Here is a 19,429-nt window from a genome sequence, read left to right as displayed (position 1 = left end):
GCAGGACAGAGGGGGGTGACACACCCACCAACCCATCGGCCATCCACCGATGACCGACATTCGCCGCTTCCTTGCCGCCCATCCGGACTGCATCCTCGTCGATATCACCGGCACGCAGGGCTCGACCCCACGCGAGGCCGGGACCTTCATGCTGGTATCGCAAACCGCATTGTGGGGAACGATCGGCGGCGGGCAGTTCGAGTTCATGGCGATCGCGAATGCGCGGGACATGCTCACGGGAACCGGTGGGATGCCGGAGATGGATATCCCGCTCGGGCCTGACATCGGTCAGTGCTGCGGCGGACGCACGCAATTGCGGTTTCGCCGGGTGACGCGGACGGTTGCCGAAGAAATCGAGGCCAGGCTAACCAGTGAGATCGAGCGCCTGCCGGAGGTCTATCTCTTCGGCGCCGGCCATGTCGGCCGGGCGCTGGCAACGGCCCTTGCGCCGCTGCCGCTGTCGGTGACGGTCGTCGAGACGCGGCAGGAGGAACTTGCCAACCTGCCTCCCGAGACGAAGACGCGGCTCATGCCGATGCCCGAAGCGCTGGTGAAGGATATTCCGGCTGGCGGCGCGGTCGTCATCCTGACGCACGATCACGCGCTGGATTTCCTCATCGCCCGTGAAGCGCTTGAAAGAACGGATCTCGCCTATGCCGGTATGATCGGCTCTGCGACCAAGCGCGCCACCTTCGCCAGTTGGCTTTCCCGCGAAGGCGGCGGCGAGCGCGGCTGGATGGAGCGGCTGACGCTGCCGATCGGCGGCGCGGCGGTCAGAGACAAGCGCCCGGAGGTGATTGCCGCCATGACCGCCGCCGAGATCCTGACGGCGCTTGTCGCCTACCGCATGCGCTCGTCTTCGTAATAGGGATCGCGCCCGTCGAGGAAACCGAGATCGCGCTTGACGCGATCGGGCGCCGTATCGAGATCAAGGCTGGGCATCCGCCAGATCCGCGCCAGCCGGCCGCCGATGCGCCGGAAAATTCCGATGGTCGGCTGCGGTGGGTTCTGTTCGATAGCATAGCAATCCATGACATCACCTCGATGGTTTGATGGTATGAGTTGCAGTTTGCGGCAAAAAATGCTGCAATTCCAATCGAACGACCGTCTGCCTGCATCAAGAGAACTTATCCATGAAACTGTCGAAACAATTCCCGCTGAATGCGTTGCGCGTCTTCGAGGCCGCTGCTCGGCTCGGAAGTTTCACCAAGGCGGGCGATGAGCTCGGCATGACGCAGACCGCCGTCAGCTACCAGATCAAGCTGCTGGAGGAGAATGTTGGCGAGCCGCTCTTCCTGCGCCGCCCCCGCCAGATCGCACTGACAGACACCGGCGAGCGGCTGGCGCCGAAGGTAACCGAAGCTTTCGCCGTGCTGCACGACGCGATGGCGACGGCGCGCGACAGCGTCGAAGGCACGCTCGCCATCAGTTCGACCCATACCTTCGCCTCGAAGTGGCTGGCGCCGCGCCTTGGCTCCTTCCACTTGAAACATCCGGCCATCGCGGTGCGCTTTCAGGCGAGTTCGGATATCATCGACTTCGCCCGTGAGCAGATCGATGTCGGCATCCGCTGGGGCGACGGCAACTGGCCGGGGCTGGCGCTGCACCGGCTGATGGGCCTGGAATTCACGCCGATGCTGAGCCCCAAACTGGCGGAGGCGGCAGGCGGCATCAGGGAGCCGCGCGATCTCCTGAACTTCGATCTCTTCGACGCCGGCGACATCTGGTGGAAACAATGGTTCGAGGCTGCCGGCGTCACGGAGACGGATCTCGATCGGCGCCCGCGCAACCAGCTTGGCTCTCAGGCAGTGGAAGCCGATGCCGCGATCGCCGGCCATGGCGTCGCCATCCTTCATCCGGCCTTCTATGCGGCCGAGATAGCGCTCGGCCGGCTCTATCAACCCTTCGAACTGACCCGCAGCGACGGAAAGGCTTACTGGCTCGTCTACCCGGAAAACCGTCGCAACGTGCCCAAGATCAAGGCCTTCCGCAACTGGATCCTCGAAGAGATGAAGGCAGCCGGAAATTGATGCATGTCACCTAAAATGTGCAGCCATTTTCGGACAACGACATGTCGGACCCGGTTCGTGAGCCGGGTCCGGTCCTTTGGCTCGGCTTCAAAATCCCATTTCCGGCGCATAGAAACAGCGCGGCGTATCCTCGTTCGGGAACAGACAGAGATGATAGTCGTTATCGCCGGATTGCATCGCCTTCGTCATCGGCAGCAGGAAGACATGAGCATGCGTGACCAGCCGGTGGTCGCCCGGCATCAGCGTCACTCGATATCCGCCTGGCGTCACCGTCACGCTTTTCGAAGGGATCATTTGGCAATCGCCATTATGACTGTTGCCGTTGCAACAATAGGGGTCATAACTCCACCCCGAGGGTGCGTCGTGAGCCATCGCCAACGACGCATACGCAATCATCACACACGTCAGAATGCTGCGCATGGGCATCTTCTCCGTCGATGAATGCGCCGCCGATGATCTAACGGTTCTTATTTTATTCCGGCGGCCTGCAAAATAACTGTAATCGAGTCGTCGCAGTTCAAGGTCTGCTGAATTAGCAGATCAAGCATAAGGCAGAGATAATGCACAGCCTTCTCGGCAGCTTTTAGGCACGCGACAGCAGATCGGCGATGCGGTCGCCATCGGAAGCTTCGGCAAAACCGCCGGAAATCATCAGCGGAGCGCCGAAGATCTCAACGAGCCCTTTGCCGAGGATGAGACCTTCGCCGTCCCGGCATGCGAGAATAGGGGTTACCGTCGTCTCGCTGTAGCGAAGCAGCGCGGAGAGATAGCCGGGATCATCGTTCAGATGCGGAAAGAACTCGAAGGGTACCAGACCGAGAGCCGCGCCATCACGCACCGCATCGGGGGAACTGCCGGAAAAGAGCGCGTCGACGGCGATTGTCGGCGTCATCAAAATCGCCCCGGCACTGGTTCCGACGACGATGCCGTCATCACGCGCCCATGCGCGTAGCTTCTCCAGCATTCCGCTTTGGCGCAGCCGTCTCAGAAAATCGCCGGTGTGGCCGCCGGTGAGATGAATGGCGCTACAGGAAAACAGCCGGCCGATCTCTTCGTCACCGGAAAGCACGTCGAGATCGAAGAAGAGATCGAGGGAAAGCCCGTAGCTGCGATAATACCGCCGTTTCTCGTTGAAAAACTCCCGCTGCGGCTCCGGACCGGAGGCGATATAGCCGATGCGGTTACCGCGCGACAGAATGAGCGCGGCAAGCCGCCGGTCCATCCGCGCGTTTTCGGCGATGAACTGATCGCTGTAGAGCGCGGTAATCATTCCATTGCTCCTTCGGCCTTGCCACCGTTGCAGAAATCAGTGCGCATGTGCAGTCTTTCAATCTCCTCTTCCCTCCCCGCCAAAATTTCCGCAATGTCACGAGTCGGAGGAAGATAGGGGAACTCGATGTATGAATATGCCATAGCATGGGAATGGCTCGCCTTCGCGGCGCGTTGGTTCCATGTTATTACCGCGATCGCCTGGATCGGATCATCCTTCTATTTCATCGCGCTCGATCTCGGACTGGTGAAACGCCCACATCTGCCACCCGGCGCCTATGGCGAGGAATGGCAGGTCCATGGCGGCGGCTTCTATCATATCCAGAAATATCTGGTGGCGCCCGCCCAGATGCCGGAGCACCTGACCTGGTTCAAATATGAGAGCTATTTCACCTGGATATCCGGCTTCCTGATGCTATGCATCGTCTATTACGGCGGCGCCGATCTCTTCCTGATCGACCGGCATGTGCTCGACATCAGCCCACCGACTGCGATCCTGATCTCGCTGGCATCGCTCGGCGTCGGCTGGGTCGTCTACGATCTGCTCTGCAAGTCGCCGCTTGGGCGGAACACCTGGGGACTGATGGCGGTGCTCTATATCGTGCTCGTCTTCATGGCCTGGGGCTATACGCAGCTTTTCACCGGCCGCGCCGCCTTCCTTCATCTCGGCGCCTTCACCGCGACGATCATGTCGGCCAACGTCTTCATGATCATCATTCCGAACCAGAAGATCGTCGTCGCCGACCTCATCGCTGGACGGGTTCCCGATCCCAAATACGGGCAGGTCGCCAAGCAGCGTTCGCTGCACAACAACTACCTGACACTGCCCGTCATCTTCTTCATGCTGTCGAACCATTATCCGCTGTCTTTCGGTACGCAGTTCAACTGGGTGATCGCGGCTCTGGTCTTCCTGATGGGCGTCACCATCCGCCACTGGTTCAACACGACGCATGCCAGGAAGGGCCGGCCGACCTGGACCTGGATCGTCACCGTCATTCTCTTCATCCTGATCATGTGGCTTTCGACCGTGCCGAAGCTGCTGACGGGCGAAACCGATGCGGCGGCGGTCGCGCCCGCCTTCCAGCAATTCGCCGGCGATCCGCATTTCCCTGCCGTCAAGCAACTGGTCTCGACGCGCTGTTCCATGTGCCACGCGGCCGAGCCGGTCTATGAGGGTATCGTGCGGCCGCCCAATGGCGTGATGCTCGAAAACGACGCGGAAATCGCCGCCCACGCCCGCGAGATCTATATACAGGCGGGCCGCAGCCATGCCATGCCGCCCGGCAACATCACCGACATCACGCCGGACGAACGCAAGCTGCTGGTCGCCTGGTTCGAGAGCGCAGTCGAAGGCAAGAAACAATGACGACGACACTCCTGCGCGGCCGCCTGCTTTCCTTCCATCGCGCGCCGCTAAGCCTCGCCGACAGGCAAAGCTATCTTTACGAAGAGGATGGCGGCCTGCTGGTCGAAGATGGGCTGATCACGGCAATCGGCCCCTATACCGACGTCAAGGCAAAAGCAGCCGCGGACACGGCCGAGATCGACCACCGCCCGCATCTGATCATGCCGGGCTTCATCGATATGCACCTGCATTTTCCGCAGATGCAGGTGATTGCCTCCTACGCCGCCAACCTGCTCGAATGGCTGAATACCTATACCTTTCCCGAGGAATGCCGTTTCGTCGAAAGCGCGCATGCAGAAAGGATCGCCACGCATTTCTACGACGAGTTGATCCGCCACGGCACGACGACGGCGGTCGCCTATTGCTCCGTGCACAAGACCTCGGCCGACGCCTTCTTCGCCGAGGCGATGAGGCGCAATATGCGCATGGTCGGCGGCAAGGTGATGATGGACCGCAATGCCCCGCAGGGCCTGCTCGACACGCCCGAGATGGGCTATGACGAGACCCGCCAGGTGATATCGGACTGGCACGGCAAGGGCCGCAACCACGTCGCCATCACCCCGCGCTTCGCCATCACCTCGACACCGGCGCAGATGGAAGCGACATCAGCCCTTGCCCGTGAATTTCCCGACCTGCACATCCAGACGCATCTTTCGGAAAACCACGACGAGATCAAATTCACCTGCGAGCTCTATCCCGACGCGCTCGACTATACCGACATCTACGCCCACTACGGCCTGCTCGGTCCGAAAAGCCTCTTCGGCCACGCCATCCACCTGTCCGAGCGCGAGGCCGACGTCATGAGCGAGACGGGCGCCGTCGCCGTCCACTGCCCGACCTCGAACCTCTTCCTCGGCTCAGGCCTGTTTCCGCTGAAGGCACTGGCGCGGCGGGAAAAGCCGGTCCGTATCGGCGTGGCGACCGATATCGGCGGCGGCTCCAGCTATTCGATGCTGCGGACGATGGACGAGGCCTACAAGATCCAGCAGTTGCTCGGCGAACGGCTGAACCCGCTGGAAAGCTATTACCTGATGACGCGCGGCAATGCCGAGGCCCTATCGCTGGCAGACCGGATCGGTACGCTGGAACCCGGCACCGAGGCCGATCTCGTCGTTCTCGATGCAACGGCGACACCCGCCATGGCGCTGAAGATGGAAGTCGTGAAGACGTTGCCCGAGGAGCTTTTCCTGCTGCAGACGATGGGCGACGACCGGGCGATCGCCGAGACCTATGTGGCCGGTGTTGCGTTAAAGGCGCAGCTTTGCTGACACGCCCTGTTACTCTCGGATTCAGACCGTGAAGGCAGCCCGGCGCGGCCCCAATTTCCCGTAACGCTCCTGCGAAATTCATGTTATGGCCGATGGCCGCATTCAGATGTGAAGGTTCAATTCATGGCCACTCCGCTCACCATCGCCGACCTGAAAAAGCTGGCACGGCGCCGTGTGCCGAAGATGTTTTTCGACTATGCGGATTCGGGCGCCTGGACGGAGTCGACCTATGCAGCCAACGAGAGCGATTTCAGCCAGATCAAGCTGCGCCAGCGGGTGATGGTCGACATGACCAACCGCACGCTGGCAACGACGATGATCGGCCAGAAAGTGTCGATGCCCGTGGCGCTGGCGCCAACCGGCCTGACCGGTATGCAGCATGCCGATGGCGAGATGCTGGCGGCACGCGCCGCCGAGGAGTTCGGCGTTCCCTTCACACTCTCGACGATGAGCATCTGCTCGATCGAGGACGTCGCTTCGGTGACGACGCGCCCTTTCTGGTTCCAGCTCTATGTGATGAGGGACAAGGATTTTGTCCTCAACCTCATCAACCGCGCCAAGGCGGCCAAATGTTCGGCGCTGGTGTTGACTGCCGATCTGCAGATCCTCGGCCAGCGGCATAAGGACCTGCGCAACGGCCTGTCGGCGCCGCCGAAATTCACCCCGAAACATGTCTGGCAGATGGCGACCCGGCCTTTCTGGTGCCTGGACATGCTGCAGACCAAGCGGCGCAACTTCGGCAATATCGTTGGCCATGCGAAAAATGTCACCAGTATCGCTTCGCTGGCCGCGTGGACACATGAGCAGTTCGATCCGCGGCTTTCCTGGGCGGATGTCGCCTGGATCAAGGAACAATGGGGCGGCCCGCTGATCATCAAGGGCATACTCGATCCGGAGGATGCGAAGGCGGCCGCCGACACCGGCGCCGACGCGATTGTCGTCTCCAATCATGGCGGGCGTCAGCTTGACGGCGCCCCCTCATCGATCAGCATGCTGCCGAAGATCGTCGACGCCGTCAGCGACCGTATCGAGGTCCATCTCGACGGCGGCATCCGCTCCGGCCAGGACGTGCTGAAGGCCGTGGCGCTCGGCGCCAAGGGCACCTATATTGGTCGCCCCTTCCTCTACGGCCTCGGCGCCATGGGCAAGGAAGGCGTATCGCTGGCGCTCGGCATCATCCGCAAGGAGATGGACATCACCATGGCGCTCTGCGGCAAGCGCGACATCAACGACGTGAATTCGTCGATCATCGACGGGCGGCAGTGACCTGCCACCAGCGACGGACGCAGCAACGGCTCTCTAAATATCTCGATACTGGACGCTGCCCTCGGTCTTTCTAACTGCGCGTTAAGACTAGGTTGTATTTTTAGCGCCGCGTCTTGAAAGCACAAAAGCGGTGCTTTATGTTTTGCCTATGGCTACCACAGGCAAGACACCGCATCCATCGCTGCTGCGCTACACGCTGGCGCCTGACGACAGTGCCCGGCAGGCGCTGGACGACACCATTGCCGCCTATCTCAGGATGATCGAAATCCTGACCGGCCTCGTCTCCGACAGGACGGGCGCCAATCTCGTCGTGCTGCATGACCTTGCCTATGAAACCGTTCGCGAGCAGACGGGCTTGCCGGCAAGGCTGGTCACGCTCGGCCTTCGCGATTTCGCCGCCAATCGCGGCGTGACCGCCGATCCGCCGCATCTGCCGCTCGATGACAAGCTCTTCGCCATTAAAGGCCCCTCGGACCTGACGATCGCCACGGTGCACGGACGCGTTGCCGTGCCCTTCGATGTCGCGGGTTATTCACGGGGATGGGAGAGTATTTTTCCGGCCTACCTCGTTGCGGGCCAGGACCGTTACGAGATTCACATCGGCGTTACGCCGAATTCCGCTCGGATGGAGGAAAACATGACGAACGAAGGCATTCTCTCACGTATGGGCCGTCTGATCGCGGGCATCGCGAATGCGGCCATCGACAAGGCGGAAGGGGTCAACAAGATCGCCGTCATCGAACAGGCGATCCGCGAGATCGACGCGGCGGCGGATGAGGCCCGCACCGATCTCGGCAAGGCGCGCGCCGAGGAATATCGCATCCAGAGCCGCAGGGACGAAATTGTCGAAGACCTGAACGCGCTCGACCAGAAGATCCGCCTCGCTGTCTCCTCCGGGCGGGATGACCTGGCAAAGGCCGGCGTTGCCCGCCAGATCGATCTCGAATCCCAGATCGCAGCGCTCGATAAGGCGCTGGCCGATGCCAGGGAACAGGTGGACGAAGGCCAGAAAGCCTTGCAGGCCGTGCTCGCCACGCGCCGCGAGGCGGACGCTCGCCTTGCCGATTTCAAGCGCAGCATCGCCCGGCATCCCGAACAGGCAGCGACCGGTCACAGCCAGCCCGCACCGGGTGCAGATGCTGCCCGCGCAGCCGCAGCCGTCTCGCGGCTGACCGGAGTTCCCGCTGGCGAGCATGGCCACAGTTCCGAATTGGACGAACTCGACCGACTGCACCGCGAACAGGCAATCGAAGCCCGGCTCGCACGCTTCAAGGCGGATAACCGATAACGCGATGGCACTCCTTTTCTCCCCTGAATGTGCGCCCTTTGCCATCGCCGCAGCGATCCTTGTCGGCCTGACCGCGATTGAGATGCTCGCGATGGTCATGGGTTTTTCGATGACGGAATTTCTGGGAAAGCCGGAGGTTCATGGCCATGACGGCATCCTGGCTTACCTTTCCTGGCTCAATCTCGGCGGTGTTCCGCTGCTGATCCTCATGATGCTGACGCTCGGCTTCTTCGCGATGACGGGCTTTGCGTTGCAGGCGGTCGCCAATGCCTTCTGGGCGCCGCTGCCAAGCTTGATAGCCGTCATACCTGCCGCGCTCGCAACTATCCCCATGGTCAGGGCATCGAGCAGAACCGTGGCGCGGATCGTACCGCACGACGAAACCTATGCGGTCGATCTCGACGCCTTGCTCGGCCGGACAGCCGAGGTCTCGATCGGCCCGCTCGATCAGGGATTGCCGGGCCGCGTCCGCGTCAAGGATCAGCATGGAAACTGGCATGTGCTTCGAGCCCGAGCCGCCAAGGGCGAAGGTCCGCTCGCGATCGGCGCTTCGGTTCTTCTCGTCGATCACAAGGCAAATGTGTTTATCGCCATTCCCGCGCCGGTCGACCCCACCGGTTCGGACAATCAATCTTTGAGGGAGCAGCAATGATGTACGACGTTATACTACCAGCCGGCATTGGGATTGTTCTGATCTTCGGCATCGGTTTTGTCCTCGCCTCTCTTTACACGCGCTCCAGCCGCGATGAGGCCTATGTGCGCACCGGTCTCGGCGGCCAGAAGGTCGTGCTCGACGGCGGTTCGGTCGTCCTGCCGATCTTCCACTCGACCGCCCGGGTTAACCTGAAGACACTGCGGCTTGAGGTTCGCCGCGGCGAAGGCGATGCACTGATCACCAAGGACCGCATGCGCGTCGACATCGGCGCCGAATTCTATGTGCGCGTGAAACCCGATGCCTCCTCGATTGCGCTTGCAGCTCAGACGCTCGGCAACCGCACCAACGACGCCGAGGCTCTCCGCATCCTGATCGAGGCGAAATTCGTCGACGGCCTTCGCTCGGTGGCCGCCACGATGAACCTCGACGCGCTGCAGGAACAGCGCATGGATTTCGTCAAGGCCGTGCAGGAGGCTGTCGGCGCCGATCTCCAGTCGAACGGCCTCGAACTCGAATCCGTGTCGCTGACACGCCTCGACCAGACCGATATCAAGCATTTCAACGCCAACAACTTCTTCGACGCGCAGGGCCTAGCGGCATTGACCCGCATCACCGAGGGACGCAAGAAAGAGCGAAACGAGATCGTCCGCGACACCGAAGTCGCCATCGCCCAGAAAGATCTCGAGGCCCGCCAGCAATCGCTGACCATCGAGCGGACCAAGCGGGAAGCCGAACTCAGCCAGGAACGGGACATCGCCAACAAATCCGCGGCGACACGCGCCGAAACCGCGCAGCAGGAGCAGGCCGCAAAACGCGCCGAGGAGGAAGCCCGCATCGCTTCCGAACAGGCGATCGCCGAACGTGAGGCATCTGCCAAGCAGGCTCGCGAAAGCGCCAACATCGACGCCGCCCGCGCCGTCCAGCAACGCGAAACCGAAGCCAAGCGTGACCTCCAGATCGTGGCACAGGAAAGCGCCATCGCCGTTGCCAACAAGAGCCGTGAAGAATCCGAGGCGAAGGCGGCTGCGGAAACGGCCCGCGCGCTGGCGATAGCGGCAGAAGAAAAGGTCGGCACCGCCAAGGCGATCGAGATTGCCGAACGCGAAAAGCAGATTGCCGTCATCGACGCACGCAAGAAAGCCGAGACGGAAGCGACTGCCGTCACCGTCGGCGCCGAAGCCGAAAAACAGGCGGCAAGCGACCAGGCCGAGGCCATCAAGACGCTCGCGACCGCCGAGGCGGATGCGGCGATCATCAAGGCCAAGGGCATTCTCGAAACCGGCAAGGCCGCGGCCGAGAGCGAGGCATTGCTCAACGACGCTCGCAACAAGTTGAGCTCTGCTATCATCGAGTTCGAGATCACTCGCGAACGGATCCGCATCATTCCGCAGGCGCTCGCCGAAGCGGTCAAGCCGATCGAGAAGATCTCGGATATCAGGATATTCGACACCGGCGGCATGCTTGGCCGTGGAAACGGAGCGGGCGGCGGAAACGGCATCGGGCTCGGTGAAGGACTGGCCAGCCAGCTCCTCTCCTACCAGGCCAACAAACCGATCCTCGACAAATTGCTGAAGGAAGCCGGCTTCGACGGCGACGATGCCATCTCATCCCTTCTTGGAAATCTCGATGGCGCAAAACCGGCAAGACCGGCGGCGACCGCCGCAGCCCCGGCAAAGCCGGCAATACCGGCCGCAGCCCCGACACAAACGATCATCCCTCCGGCGCCGAAGCCGGCACCCAAGAAGGACTGATCGCCGCGCAAGCGGGTCTGGACTAGAACAGGATGATTTTAGGTCGGTTCGGCCTAAAATCTAAATCCTGTTCTAAATTAAGTAGTTAGAGCATGATGTCGCCCGAAAAACACATACACTTTTCGGCATCATGCTCTATCTCACACCCAACCCGCTGCCAGCGCGCCTGCCCAGTCGGCACGGCCCCTTTCGGCGGCCAGTGCCGACATCGCCATATGGTCATAGGCGACGGTTCGGAACTGCCATGTCCATCCGCCCGCCGCCTTTTCCAGAACGGCATAACTCGCCAGCGGATGGCCGGCCTCCACCTTGTGGTAATAAGGCAGTTTGTCGTTATAGGCCGGGCAGCCGACGCTGCCGGGATTGACGATCAGGCGGCCATCGGAGAGGCGCACAGCGCGGGGAATGTGGCTGTGGCCGCAGAGGATCAGCGGCAGGTCGACGCCTTCGGCCAATGCCTCGATCGCCTCGATCGGCTTCAGGAAGACGAAGCCCTCCGGCGAGACCGATTCCAGCCAGTAGAGATTGTCGTCCTTCGGCGTCGCGTGGCAGAGATAGACCTCGCCGCGATAGACGATATCGAACGGCAGGTTTCGGATCCAACTAAGATGAGACGACGACAATTGACCGTAGGCGACCGCATCCGAAGCATGCATTGCCGCCGGATCCTGCTCGATCAGATAGCGGTCGTGATTGCCGCGGACCGACGTCAGGCTAAGCGGCATCAGCAAGTCTGCCGTCTTGCCGGCATCGAGCGGGCCGCTGAAGAAATCTCCGAGATTGACGATCTCCTCGATCTCCTGCGCACGAATATCAGCAAGCACGGCCTCAAGCGCCAGATGGTTGCCGTGAATGTCGGCAATTGCAGCAAACCGCATTTCTAGAGCCTTTCCTGGTTAGATTGAAGCATTCTGTTGGCTCAAACGGAGTCGGATGGTCGACCGGCCGGCGCGCGTCGTAGCCAAGCTCTACGGCCAAGCCGGCCGGTCGATCAGCCGGCCCGTTTCAGCCAACCCGAAGGGCCGGGCATCTTTCCGCCAGCACAGAGGCGATCGGCTCGGACGTACCACGAAGTATGCCCTTCGCCAATCGCCTCTGCCCTGACGAAAACCTGCTCCGGCAGAATGCTGCAATCTGACCAGGAAAGGCTCTAGCTCCCTCGGTAGGTAGAATAGCCGTAGGGCGAAATCAGCAACGGCACATGGTAATGCGCCGTGACGTCGGCAATGCCGAAGCGGATCGGCACCAGATCGAGGAAGGCGGGATGCGGCAGCGGCGTGCCGCTGGCCCTCAGATAATCGCCGGCGTGGAAGACAAGCTCATAGGTGCCGGCCCGAAAATTTTCGCCGATGAGGATGGGGCCGCCATCAACCCGGCCGTCGGCATTGGTCTCCACCGTCTTCAGATGCCTGCGAATCTCGCCGTCAAGCTGGAAAAGATCGATCCTCAAGCCCTCGGCCGGCTTGCCGAGAGCGGTGTCGAGAACATGTGTGGTCAGTCCGGTCATGGGGCTGGCTCTTTGATGATATAAGGGGTTTCGAAGAAGTATTCTTCCAGATTATTGCCCGGCCCGTCACGGTCGACGACCAGAAAATCTGAGGCTTGGCCGAGCGCCATCAGCGGATGATGCCAGACGTTGCGGCGATAGTTCACGCCCTGGTCGCCGCGCGCCAGAAACACCTGCGGCCTGCCCGGGCGACCGTTCTCATCCTCGGAGACGACGACGAGAAAAGGACGGCCCGAGACCGGCGAGAAACTCTGGCTGCCGAAAGGATGGCGCTCCATCATGGTGACTTCATAGGGGAAGTTGCGCGGCTGGCCACGAAAGAGGTTGATGATGACGCGCGCACCCTCGCCCGTCGCCTCGGCGGCGGCGAGCGCATGGAAACGCTCCGTCGTACCGCCATTGATGAGCCGCATCGAGGCGGGATCGGCTTCGATCACCTCGCCGAAGGGAGCAAAGGCGGATCTCGCAAGCGGACGGATGTCGAGATGTGGGGGCAATCGCTCACTCACCTTCGGCATGCCAGTGACGGATGGCATCGATCGCGGAAAGAAGCTCCGGCAGCGTGCGATACGTCGCCTCCCAGATGTCGGAAGGATCGAGGTCGAAGACACCGTCGAGGATACGGTTGCCCGTGCCGCAGATTTTCGTCCACGGCAGATCGGGATGTTCGGTCGCAAATTCCGGATGAGTCACGAGCAGACGGGATGCCGCGGCACCGATGGTGAAGTGGCAAAAGGTGACCGCCTTGAAAGTGAGCTTGTCCCCGGCAAACGCCGCCCCATCCATTCCACCGACGAAAGACAGCGCTTCGGATGCCGCCTCATACATCTCATTGAGATAGTCGATCGCGCGCCGCTCGTTCATTCAGCCTCCGGCAGCATCGTCGTCAGGCGCAGCAGCGCGATCCGCTCGACTTGCGCCGTCGCGGTCGCAAATTCTTCGTCCCTGCCATTGCCGATCCGTGTTTCGAAGGCCGACAGGATATCGTCCTTGCCGAGCCCTCTGACGGCGATGATGAAGGGAAAGCCGAATTTTTCGACATAGGCCGAATTGAGTTCGGTGAAGCGGGCATGTTCGGCCGGGCTCAGGCGGTCGAGACCGGCGCCGGACTGCTCCTTCCGGCTGTCTTCAGTGAGTTCACCTGCTATCGCGAGGCGCCCGGCAAGGTCAGGATGGGCGCTGAGCACGCCGAGGCGCTCCTGCGGGCTTGCCGCCCGGAAGACAGCGGTTAGCGACGCATGCACGCCGGTCGCCGTCAGCGGCTCCGTCACGTGGCCGGTGTCATAGGCGCGCTCGGCGATGAAAGGCGAATGTTCAAAGACACCGCCGAAGCGGGAGACGAAATCCTCGCGCGACATCATCAGAGCGCTTCCGGCTGATGGTGCTTGTGCCAATGCTCGGCGATCTCGATGCGGCGCGGAATCCAGACCTTGTCATGCTTCAGCACATATTCGATGAAGCGCTTCAGCGCTGCCGCCCGGCCGGGACGTCCGACGAGGCGGCAATGCAAGCCGACCGACATCATCTTCGGGCTGCCCGCCTTGCCTTCCTCATAAAGCGTGTCGAAGGCGTCCTTCAGATAGGTGAAGAACTGATCGCCGGCATTGAAGCCCTGCGGCGTTGCAAAACGCATGTCGTTGGTTTCGAGCGTATAGGGGATGATCAGGAAGGGTTTCCCGTCGACGCCCTTCACCCAATAGGGCAGGTCATCGGCATAGGAATCGGAGGAATAGAGGAAACCGCCCTCCTCCTGCACCAGCCGAAGCGTATTGTCGGAAGGCTTGCCCTGATAGAGGCCATAGGGCCGCTCGCCGGTAAGCTCGGTGTGCAGGCGCACCGCTTCGAGGATATGTTTGCGCTCCAGATCCTCTGGAAAATCCTTGTATTCCAGCCAGCGGTAACCGTGGCTGGCGATCTCCCAGCCGGCCTCCTTCATTGCAGCGACGGCCTCGGGGTTGCGGGCCATCGCCAGTGTCACGCCGTAGACGGTTGCCTGCACCTTGAGATCGGTGAACATCCGCCAGAGCCGCCAGAAGCCGGCACGCGAACCATATTCGTAGATCGATTCCATGTTGAGGTTGCGCTGCCCTGGCCAGGCGGCCGCACCGACGATTTCCGACAACAGGTTTTCCGAAGCCGGATCGCCGTCGAGGATCGAGCTTTCGCCGCCCTCCTCGTAGTTGATGACGAACTGCACGGCGACGCGTGCCTCGTCCGGCCATTTCGGATCGGGCGTCAGACGCCCGTAACCGACGAGATTACGCGGATAAGTCTCGGATACCATCAAATCACCTTCTGAAAAGACGGGGAACGGTAGCATCCGCAGCCGGAATGTCGAGACGGAAACTGCTCCGCCGGATTTTGCCTTTACGGCACAAGCCTTTAGCTCATCAGCACCTTCAAGCGATTTTGCGCGCGCTGACCTTGCCCATCGGATGCAGCGAATGAACGCGGAAAGGACCGCCGGTGCCCTCTTCGATCATCAGGGCAATGTTGGAAACCATGACAGGTTCGCAGAGGACAGGCTCGAAGATCGTCCGCAACACCGGCTCGATGCGCGGCATGTCGATCGCGTTGACGGGGCCCGTCACCGGCATATGGAAGCGGAACTCCTCCATCACATAGGGATTGCCCCAGCGATGCAGATTGGAAAATTGCGTCGCCGACAGCCCGTCCGGATCGCTGCGTTCGATCTCGGCCTCGCTGAGCGGTGCGCGAAAACGATCGAATTCCTGCACGATCGCCGAGGCGAGATACTGGATCTGCTCGGAGGGAGTGCTCGGCAGCAGGCTGTAGAAATTGCCGAGCCGGGCGACTTCGATACGCGGAATCTGAAAGGGAACAAAGGTCCCGGAAAAACGCATAAGATCGCGCAGGAGTTGCGATTCGGGCATGTCGTGGGACAGATGAAAGGGCGCCTTCAAAACACCGTGAAAGCCGTAGCGCCGCGGCACGGCGGTATGGAAGGCGATCTCGTGAATACCGAGGCCACGAACTGCCGGAGGCTCCATCATATCGCCCGAAAACACGTTTCGGCCAAGCCAATTGGCGGCCACGAGCGACAACGGGTCGCTCGCCGGAGGCGTGAAGCAAATGGCATAGCGCATGCAATTTCCTCCATCAAGGAAGTGAGCGCCGTTCAGATCCGGCGCTGTCGATGCGCAAGCAGATAGGTGATTTGCGTGACAGAATAACGAAACGCAGCGGCGTCTAATTCACGTTTAACGTGAAGCCGCCGCGATGTGGCTTGAAATTGCGAAGCTTTCCGGCAGCAAAAATCCGTGAGACTCATCGCCTGCGATACATATCGCCGCCTCCGCCAGCCGGTGGGCGAGGCCGAAGCTGACCTTGAAGCCGCCGGTGAGCGCGATCAGACGCCGGTGGTCGGGATGGCGGCCGATCATCGGATCCCGGTCGATCGCCTTCGGACGAAGCCCAGCCCAGCGCTCGACAACGGGGGCATCACGAAGGGTTGGCACGATGGTGCGCGCCGCCTCGATCAGCGCGTCGAGCTGGGCGTCGGTCGAGCTGGGATCGTCAAAACGGTTCTCGCTGGTGCTGCCGATTGCCGCGTGCCCGCCCTCGTGCGCGACGACATAGAGCCCGTCGAGAAAGATCGTCGGCAGGGCCGGGTCGATATCGGCTTTCAATAGTGCCGCCTGCCCCTTGACCGGCTGGCCGAGCGGTTGTTTCAGTCCCGGTGTCAGGCCCTGCAACAACGGAAAGGACTGATAGCCGGCGGCCAGGATGCAGCGACTGAAAGCAATGGTTTTGCCGTTGATTTCGGCAGTGCCGCGATCAGGATCGAGGCCGGCAACCGTCGCTTGCTCCAGGATACGAACATGTTTCGCCCGCCGCAGGAAGGCGATAAGCGCTGCGATCAGCAAGCGGGGCGCAACGCGGGCGGCGAGCGTATCGTGCACGAAGCCGCTCTCACCGGCAGACGCCTCGATCCAGCCGTTGACCGGTGGCCTGTCGAGCACATGCCAGTGGAAGCGGCGCTCGCCCACCCGCCAGTGCTGTTCAGCGTCCTCGAAATGGCCGCGCGCTATTGTGTTGAGATGCGGCTTCGGCAGCGGGATCACCCGTCCAGACCTGTTATAACCGGCGGAAAGCCCGGTCTCGACTTCGAGCGCGGCGATCTCGGTTTCGAGCGAGACCAGCGCATCGAACTGAAACTGCTTCTTCTCCGACCACCGGTCCGGCATATGCGGCATCAGCGCGCCGAGCAGGCCGCCGCTTGCACCTTCGCCCAATCTGCCGGCGTCACTGATAAGAGTCCGGATGCCCCGGCGATCCGCATGGACGGCCGCCCAGAGACCCATGATGCCGCCGCCGACGATCAGCAATTCCGAGGACGATTGACGTGAGACCGGCGCAGGATTATCGGCTTTTTCCATGACAGACGTGACCCCCGATCAGATTGGCGCAGGCGCCCCGCAGCCGCTGGAATGGCGCGACGGCGATATGCCCTATTCGACAGCCTTTGGCGATCATTTTTATTGCCAGACCGACGGGCGGCTGGAATGCGGCCATGTTTTTCTCGCCGGCAACGGCCTGCCGGAGCGCTGGAACGGGCGGCAGAGATTCCGGATCGGAGAACTCGGATTCGGCACCGGCCTGAACTTCGCCGAAACCTGGCGGCAATGGAAGCTCCACCGTTCAGACGGCCAGTACCTGCATTTCACCTCCTTCGAACTCCACCCGATGCGCGGCGAAGAAATCGGCCGGGCGCTGTCGCACTGGCCGGAGATCGATGCCGAACGCGAGGCGCTGACGGCGGCGTGGCCGCAAGCGCCTGATGGCATCGTTGAGCTCGATCTCGATGCCCAGACGATGCTCAGCGTGGTCTGCGGCCATGCCTTGGAGGGCGTGGCCGCAGCCACGCCCGGTTTCGACGCCTGGTATCTCGACGGCTTCGCCCCGTCGCGCAACAGCGATATGTGGTCGGAGCAACTGATGCGGCTCGTCTGCGAGAAAAGCGCAGCCGGTGGCACCTTCGCCACCTATGCGGCGGCTGGCTTCGTGCGCCGCAACCTCATCGCCGCAGGCTTTGCCGTCGAGCGCCGCAAGGGCTTTGCCGGCAAGCGCGAAATGCTCTGCGGCGCCAAGGCGTCACCCGATCAGCGTACAGATCAGTAGCTGGTGCGCCCTGGCTGCTGCTCACTTGTTCCAAGCCACTGGCGGATTTTTTCCTCGAGCAGTTCGGGGCTGATCGGCTTCGACATGTAGTCGTCCATGCCGGCATCGAGGCAGAGTTCGCGGTCGCTTTCGAGCGCATGGGCGGTAACGCCGATGATCGGCACCCGGTGCCCCTGCCCCTTTTCCCGTTCGCGGATCGCCCCGGTCGCCTGATGGCCGTTCATGACGGGCATTGAGACGTCCATCATGATGATCCGCGGCGCATGCCGCTCCCAGGCGGCGACTGCTTCCTCGCCATTGTCGACGACGAGGAAGGAAAGACCCGTGCCTTGCAGGATCTGGGTGAAGACGATCTGGTTGACCTCGTTGTCCTCGGCAACGAGCACGTCGAAGAATTCAGCGGCTCGCTTCTGCGGCGCAGGCGCGGGCGCGGCCACTTCCGTCTGCAGCCGGGCAATCTCGGCCTCGGATGCCTGCTTGACGCGGCTGGCGCGCACCACCTCGACGACGGTGTTGCGCAGCACGTTGGCGCGCGCCGGCTTCATCAGATGCGCGTGGCCATTCAGCGCCGCGAATTCCTTTTCCGTGCCGGAAATATCCATCGACGTCAGGAAGATGATCGGCAGTTCGACGAAGCGGGGATCGGCTCGTAGCCGACGCGCGACATCGGCGCCGTTCATATCGGGCATGTGATAGTCGAGCACGACGGCATCGACGGTAATGCCGAGACCGGCCGCCGCCTCCAGAATCGCAAGTCCGGTGCCGCCGCCTTCGGCGGCCACGCCGTCGAAGCCCCAGAGAGACAGCTGTTCGGTGAGGATTCGCCGGTTCACCTCATTGTCGTCGACGACGAGGATGCGCGCACCCTGCACGTTGATCGGCAACGGCTTCGGCTCAAGGCGGGCAGCCGCCACCGCAAACGGCAGGTTGATGGTGAAGACGGAACCCTTTCCCCATTCGCTTTCGACGTTGAGATAACCGCCGAAAAGGTCGACGAGCCCGGCGGTGATCGCAAGACCAAGGCCGGTCCCCTCATGCCGCCGGGTCGACGAGGCGTCCACCTGCGAGAATTTATCAAAGACCGATTCGAGCTTCTCCGGCGGGATGCCGATGCCGGTATCCTCGATGCGGATGCACGCCATGATCTCGCCGCCGGCAGCCGGCTGGAAGCCGACATCGACGAAGACATGTCCGCGCTCGGTGAACTTGACGGCGTTGCCGACGAGATTGGTGACGATCTGGCGGAAACGCCCGGCGTCGCCGATCACGGCGGCGGGCAGATCGGGTGCGGCCCGCACCAGGAGCTCGATGTTCTTCTCGGCGGCGTGCGAGGACAAGAGTGTCGCCACGTCCTCCACCGCTTCGGTGATATCGAAGGCGGCTTTACGCAGTTTCATCTGCCCGGCATCGATCTTTGAGAAGTCGAGGATATCGTTGATGATCGTCAGCAGCGCATTGCCCGACTTGACGATGATATCGACGAAGGTCTTCTGGCGCGTATCGAGGTTGGTCTTGGCAAGCAGTTCCGCCATCCCAAGCACGCCGTTCATCGGTGTGCGAATCTCATGGCTCATATTGGCGAGGAATTCGGATTTGGCGCGGTCGGCGGCTTCGGCGCGCGACAGCAGCTGGCGCAGTTCCTCCTCGCGGCTCTTGAGCTCGGTGACGTCGGTGAAGAGCGCCACCCAGTGCTGACCCTTGCTGACCGTCGCATCCATGTTCACCCAGCGCTCGCCGCCGACATGGAAGACTGTGGAAATCGGCAGCCTGGCCGCGATATTGTCGCGCCAGCCCTGCAGGATTTCGGCCGCCGCATCATGGAAATCGCCACGCGCCGCGCAAAATTCG

General features: G+C 61.8%; 21 protein-coding genes. 9 read left to right on the top strand and 12 right to left on the bottom strand.

Annotation, left to right across the window (positions count from 1 at the left end; translation table 11 throughout):
* Positions 1-49: 49 nt before the first annotated feature.
* Positions 50-865, top strand: a complete 816-nt coding sequence (gene xdhC / locus FY112_RS10595; RefSeq protein WP_094088783.1) for a xanthine dehydrogenase accessory protein XdhC — start codon at positions 50-52, stop codon at positions 863-865.
* On the opposite strand, the gene FY112_RS10590 is transcribed toward xdhC, so the two are convergent.
* Entirely contained in the window at positions 841-1,032 is a 192-nt protein-coding gene (locus FY112_RS10590; protein ID WP_017961570.1) for a hypothetical protein, read from the bottom strand. The genes xdhC and FY112_RS10590 overlap by 25 nt on opposite strands.
* A gap of 101 nt (positions 1,033-1,133) precedes the next feature.
* Here FY112_RS10590 and FY112_RS10585 point away from each other — a divergent pair, with 101 nt between their 5' ends.
* Positions 1,134-2,030: a LysR substrate-binding domain-containing protein gene (locus tag FY112_RS10585; RefSeq protein ID WP_017961571.1), complete on the top strand. Its 897-nt coding sequence runs from the start codon at positions 1,134-1,136 to the stop codon at positions 2,028-2,030.
* A gap of 87 nt (positions 2,031-2,117) precedes the next feature.
* On the opposite strand, the gene FY112_RS10580 is transcribed toward FY112_RS10585, so the two are convergent.
* Both FY112_RS10580 and FY112_RS10575 read right to left on the bottom strand, forming a co-directional pair.
* Complete coding sequence (locus FY112_RS10580) at positions 2,118-2,450, bottom strand: hypothetical protein (protein ID WP_026158809.1); 333 nt, start codon at positions 2,448-2,450, stop codon at positions 2,118-2,120.
* A gap of 163 nt (positions 2,451-2,613) precedes the next feature.
* A complete protein-coding gene (locus FY112_RS10575; RefSeq protein ID WP_131619617.1) occupies positions 2,614-3,300 on the bottom strand; it encodes a Type 1 glutamine amidotransferase-like domain-containing protein in 687 nt (228 codons plus the stop codon).
* A gap of 126 nt (positions 3,301-3,426) precedes the next feature.
* Between FY112_RS10575 and FY112_RS10570 the strand changes: the two genes are divergently transcribed.
* The 6 genes from FY112_RS10570 (at position 3,427) to FY112_RS10545 (ending at position 10,932) form a co-directional block, all read left to right on the top strand.
* Positions 3,427-4,665 carry a urate hydroxylase PuuD gene (locus FY112_RS10570; RefSeq protein WP_017961574.1) on the top strand — a complete coding sequence of 413 codons (1,239 nt, stop codon included), beginning with the start codon at positions 3,427-3,429 and terminating at the stop codon, positions 4,663-4,665.
* A complete protein-coding gene (guaD, locus tag FY112_RS10565) occupies positions 4,662-5,972 on the top strand; it encodes a guanine deaminase (protein ID WP_131619616.1) in 1,311 nt (436 codons plus the stop codon). Before FY112_RS10570 ends, guaD begins: the two co-directional genes overlap by 4 nt.
* Positions 5,973-6,095: 123 nt before the next feature.
* Complete coding sequence (locus tag FY112_RS10560; RefSeq protein ID WP_017961576.1) at positions 6,096-7,238, top strand: alpha-hydroxy acid oxidase; 1,143 nt, start codon at positions 6,096-6,098, stop codon at positions 7,236-7,238.
* 130 nt (positions 7,239-7,368) lie between these two features.
* Entirely contained in the window at positions 7,369-8,526 is a 1,158-nt protein-coding gene (locus tag FY112_RS10555; RefSeq protein ID WP_094088786.1) for a PspA/IM30 family protein, read from the top strand.
* A gap of 4 nt (positions 8,527-8,530) precedes the next feature.
* Positions 8,531-9,178, top strand: coding sequence for an OB-fold-containig protein (locus FY112_RS10550; protein WP_017961578.1), 648 nt, complete (start codon positions 8,531-8,533; stop codon positions 9,176-9,178).
* On the top strand, positions 9,175-10,932 hold the full coding sequence (locus FY112_RS10545) for a flotillin domain-containing protein (RefSeq protein WP_151518357.1): 1,758 nt from the start codon (positions 9,175-9,177) through the stop codon (positions 10,930-10,932). The genes FY112_RS10550 and FY112_RS10545 overlap by 4 nt, the downstream gene beginning before the upstream one ends.
* Before the next feature lie 140 nt (positions 10,933-11,072).
* Here FY112_RS10545 and FY112_RS10540 read toward each other — a convergent pair whose 3' ends face one another.
* The 8 genes from FY112_RS10540 to FY112_RS10495 form a co-directional block, all read right to left on the bottom strand.
* Positions 11,073-11,810: a metallophosphoesterase family protein gene (locus FY112_RS10540; RefSeq protein WP_151518356.1), complete on the bottom strand. Its 738-nt coding sequence runs from the start codon at positions 11,808-11,810 to the stop codon at positions 11,073-11,075.
* A 272-nt stretch (positions 11,811-12,082) separates the two neighbouring features.
* Positions 12,083-12,439, bottom strand: a complete 357-nt coding sequence (uraH, locus tag FY112_RS10525; RefSeq protein WP_003541961.1) for a hydroxyisourate hydrolase — start codon at positions 12,437-12,439, stop codon at positions 12,083-12,085.
* Positions 12,436-12,957, bottom strand: a complete 522-nt coding sequence (locus FY112_RS10520; RefSeq protein WP_181018197.1) for an ureidoglycolate lyase — start codon at positions 12,955-12,957, stop codon at positions 12,436-12,438. The genes uraH and FY112_RS10520 overlap by 4 nt, the downstream gene beginning before the upstream one ends.
* Positions 12,941-13,303 (bottom strand): HepT-like ribonuclease domain-containing protein, encoded by a 363-nt coding sequence (locus FY112_RS10515; protein WP_003541963.1) that lies wholly within the window; start codon positions 13,301-13,303, stop codon positions 12,941-12,943. Before FY112_RS10515 ends, FY112_RS10520 begins: the two co-directional genes overlap by 17 nt.
* A complete protein-coding gene (gene uraD / locus FY112_RS10510) occupies positions 13,300-13,800 on the bottom strand; it encodes a 2-oxo-4-hydroxy-4-carboxy-5-ureidoimidazoline decarboxylase (protein ID WP_094088788.1) in 501 nt (166 codons plus the stop codon). The genes FY112_RS10515 and uraD overlap by 4 nt, the downstream gene beginning before the upstream one ends.
* Positions 13,800-14,723 (bottom strand): allantoinase PuuE, encoded by a 924-nt coding sequence (puuE, locus tag FY112_RS10505; RefSeq protein ID WP_017961584.1) that lies wholly within the window; start codon positions 14,721-14,723, stop codon positions 13,800-13,802. The genes uraD and puuE overlap by 1 nt, the downstream gene beginning before the upstream one ends.
* Positions 14,724-14,838: 115 nt before the next feature.
* Positions 14,839-15,546, bottom strand: coding sequence for a DUF1045 domain-containing protein (locus FY112_RS10500; protein ID WP_017961585.1), 708 nt, complete (start codon positions 15,544-15,546; stop codon positions 14,839-14,841).
* Positions 15,547-15,660: 114 nt separating this feature from the next.
* The gene (locus FY112_RS10495) at positions 15,661-16,839 is read right to left on the bottom strand and encodes an FAD-binding oxidoreductase (RefSeq protein WP_151518354.1); all 1,179 of its coding nucleotides are present in this window, start codon (positions 16,837-16,839) and stop codon (positions 15,661-15,663) included.
* Here FY112_RS10495 and mnmD point away from each other — a divergent pair.
* Positions 16,838-17,581 carry a tRNA (5-methylaminomethyl-2-thiouridine)(34)-methyltransferase MnmD gene (gene mnmD / locus FY112_RS10490; protein ID WP_131619613.1) on the top strand — a complete coding sequence of 248 codons (744 nt, stop codon included), beginning with the start codon at positions 16,838-16,840 and terminating at the stop codon, positions 17,579-17,581. The genes FY112_RS10495 and mnmD overlap by 2 nt on opposite strands.
* On the opposite strand, the gene FY112_RS10485 is transcribed toward mnmD, so the two are convergent.
* On the bottom strand, positions 17,575-19,429 hold a 1,855-nt coding region (locus tag FY112_RS10485), incomplete at its 5' end, for a response regulator (protein ID WP_151518353.1). The genes mnmD and FY112_RS10485 overlap by 7 nt on opposite strands.

This window comes from Rhizobium sp. PEPV16, assembly GCF_008919455.1.
In the GTDB taxonomy this organism is placed as follows: Bacteria; Pseudomonadota; Alphaproteobacteria; order Rhizobiales; family Rhizobiaceae; genus Rhizobium; species Rhizobium leguminosarum_Q.
The sequence above is the reverse complement of the archived record's forward strand: the minus strand, read 5'-3'. Positions and strand labels throughout refer to the sequence as shown.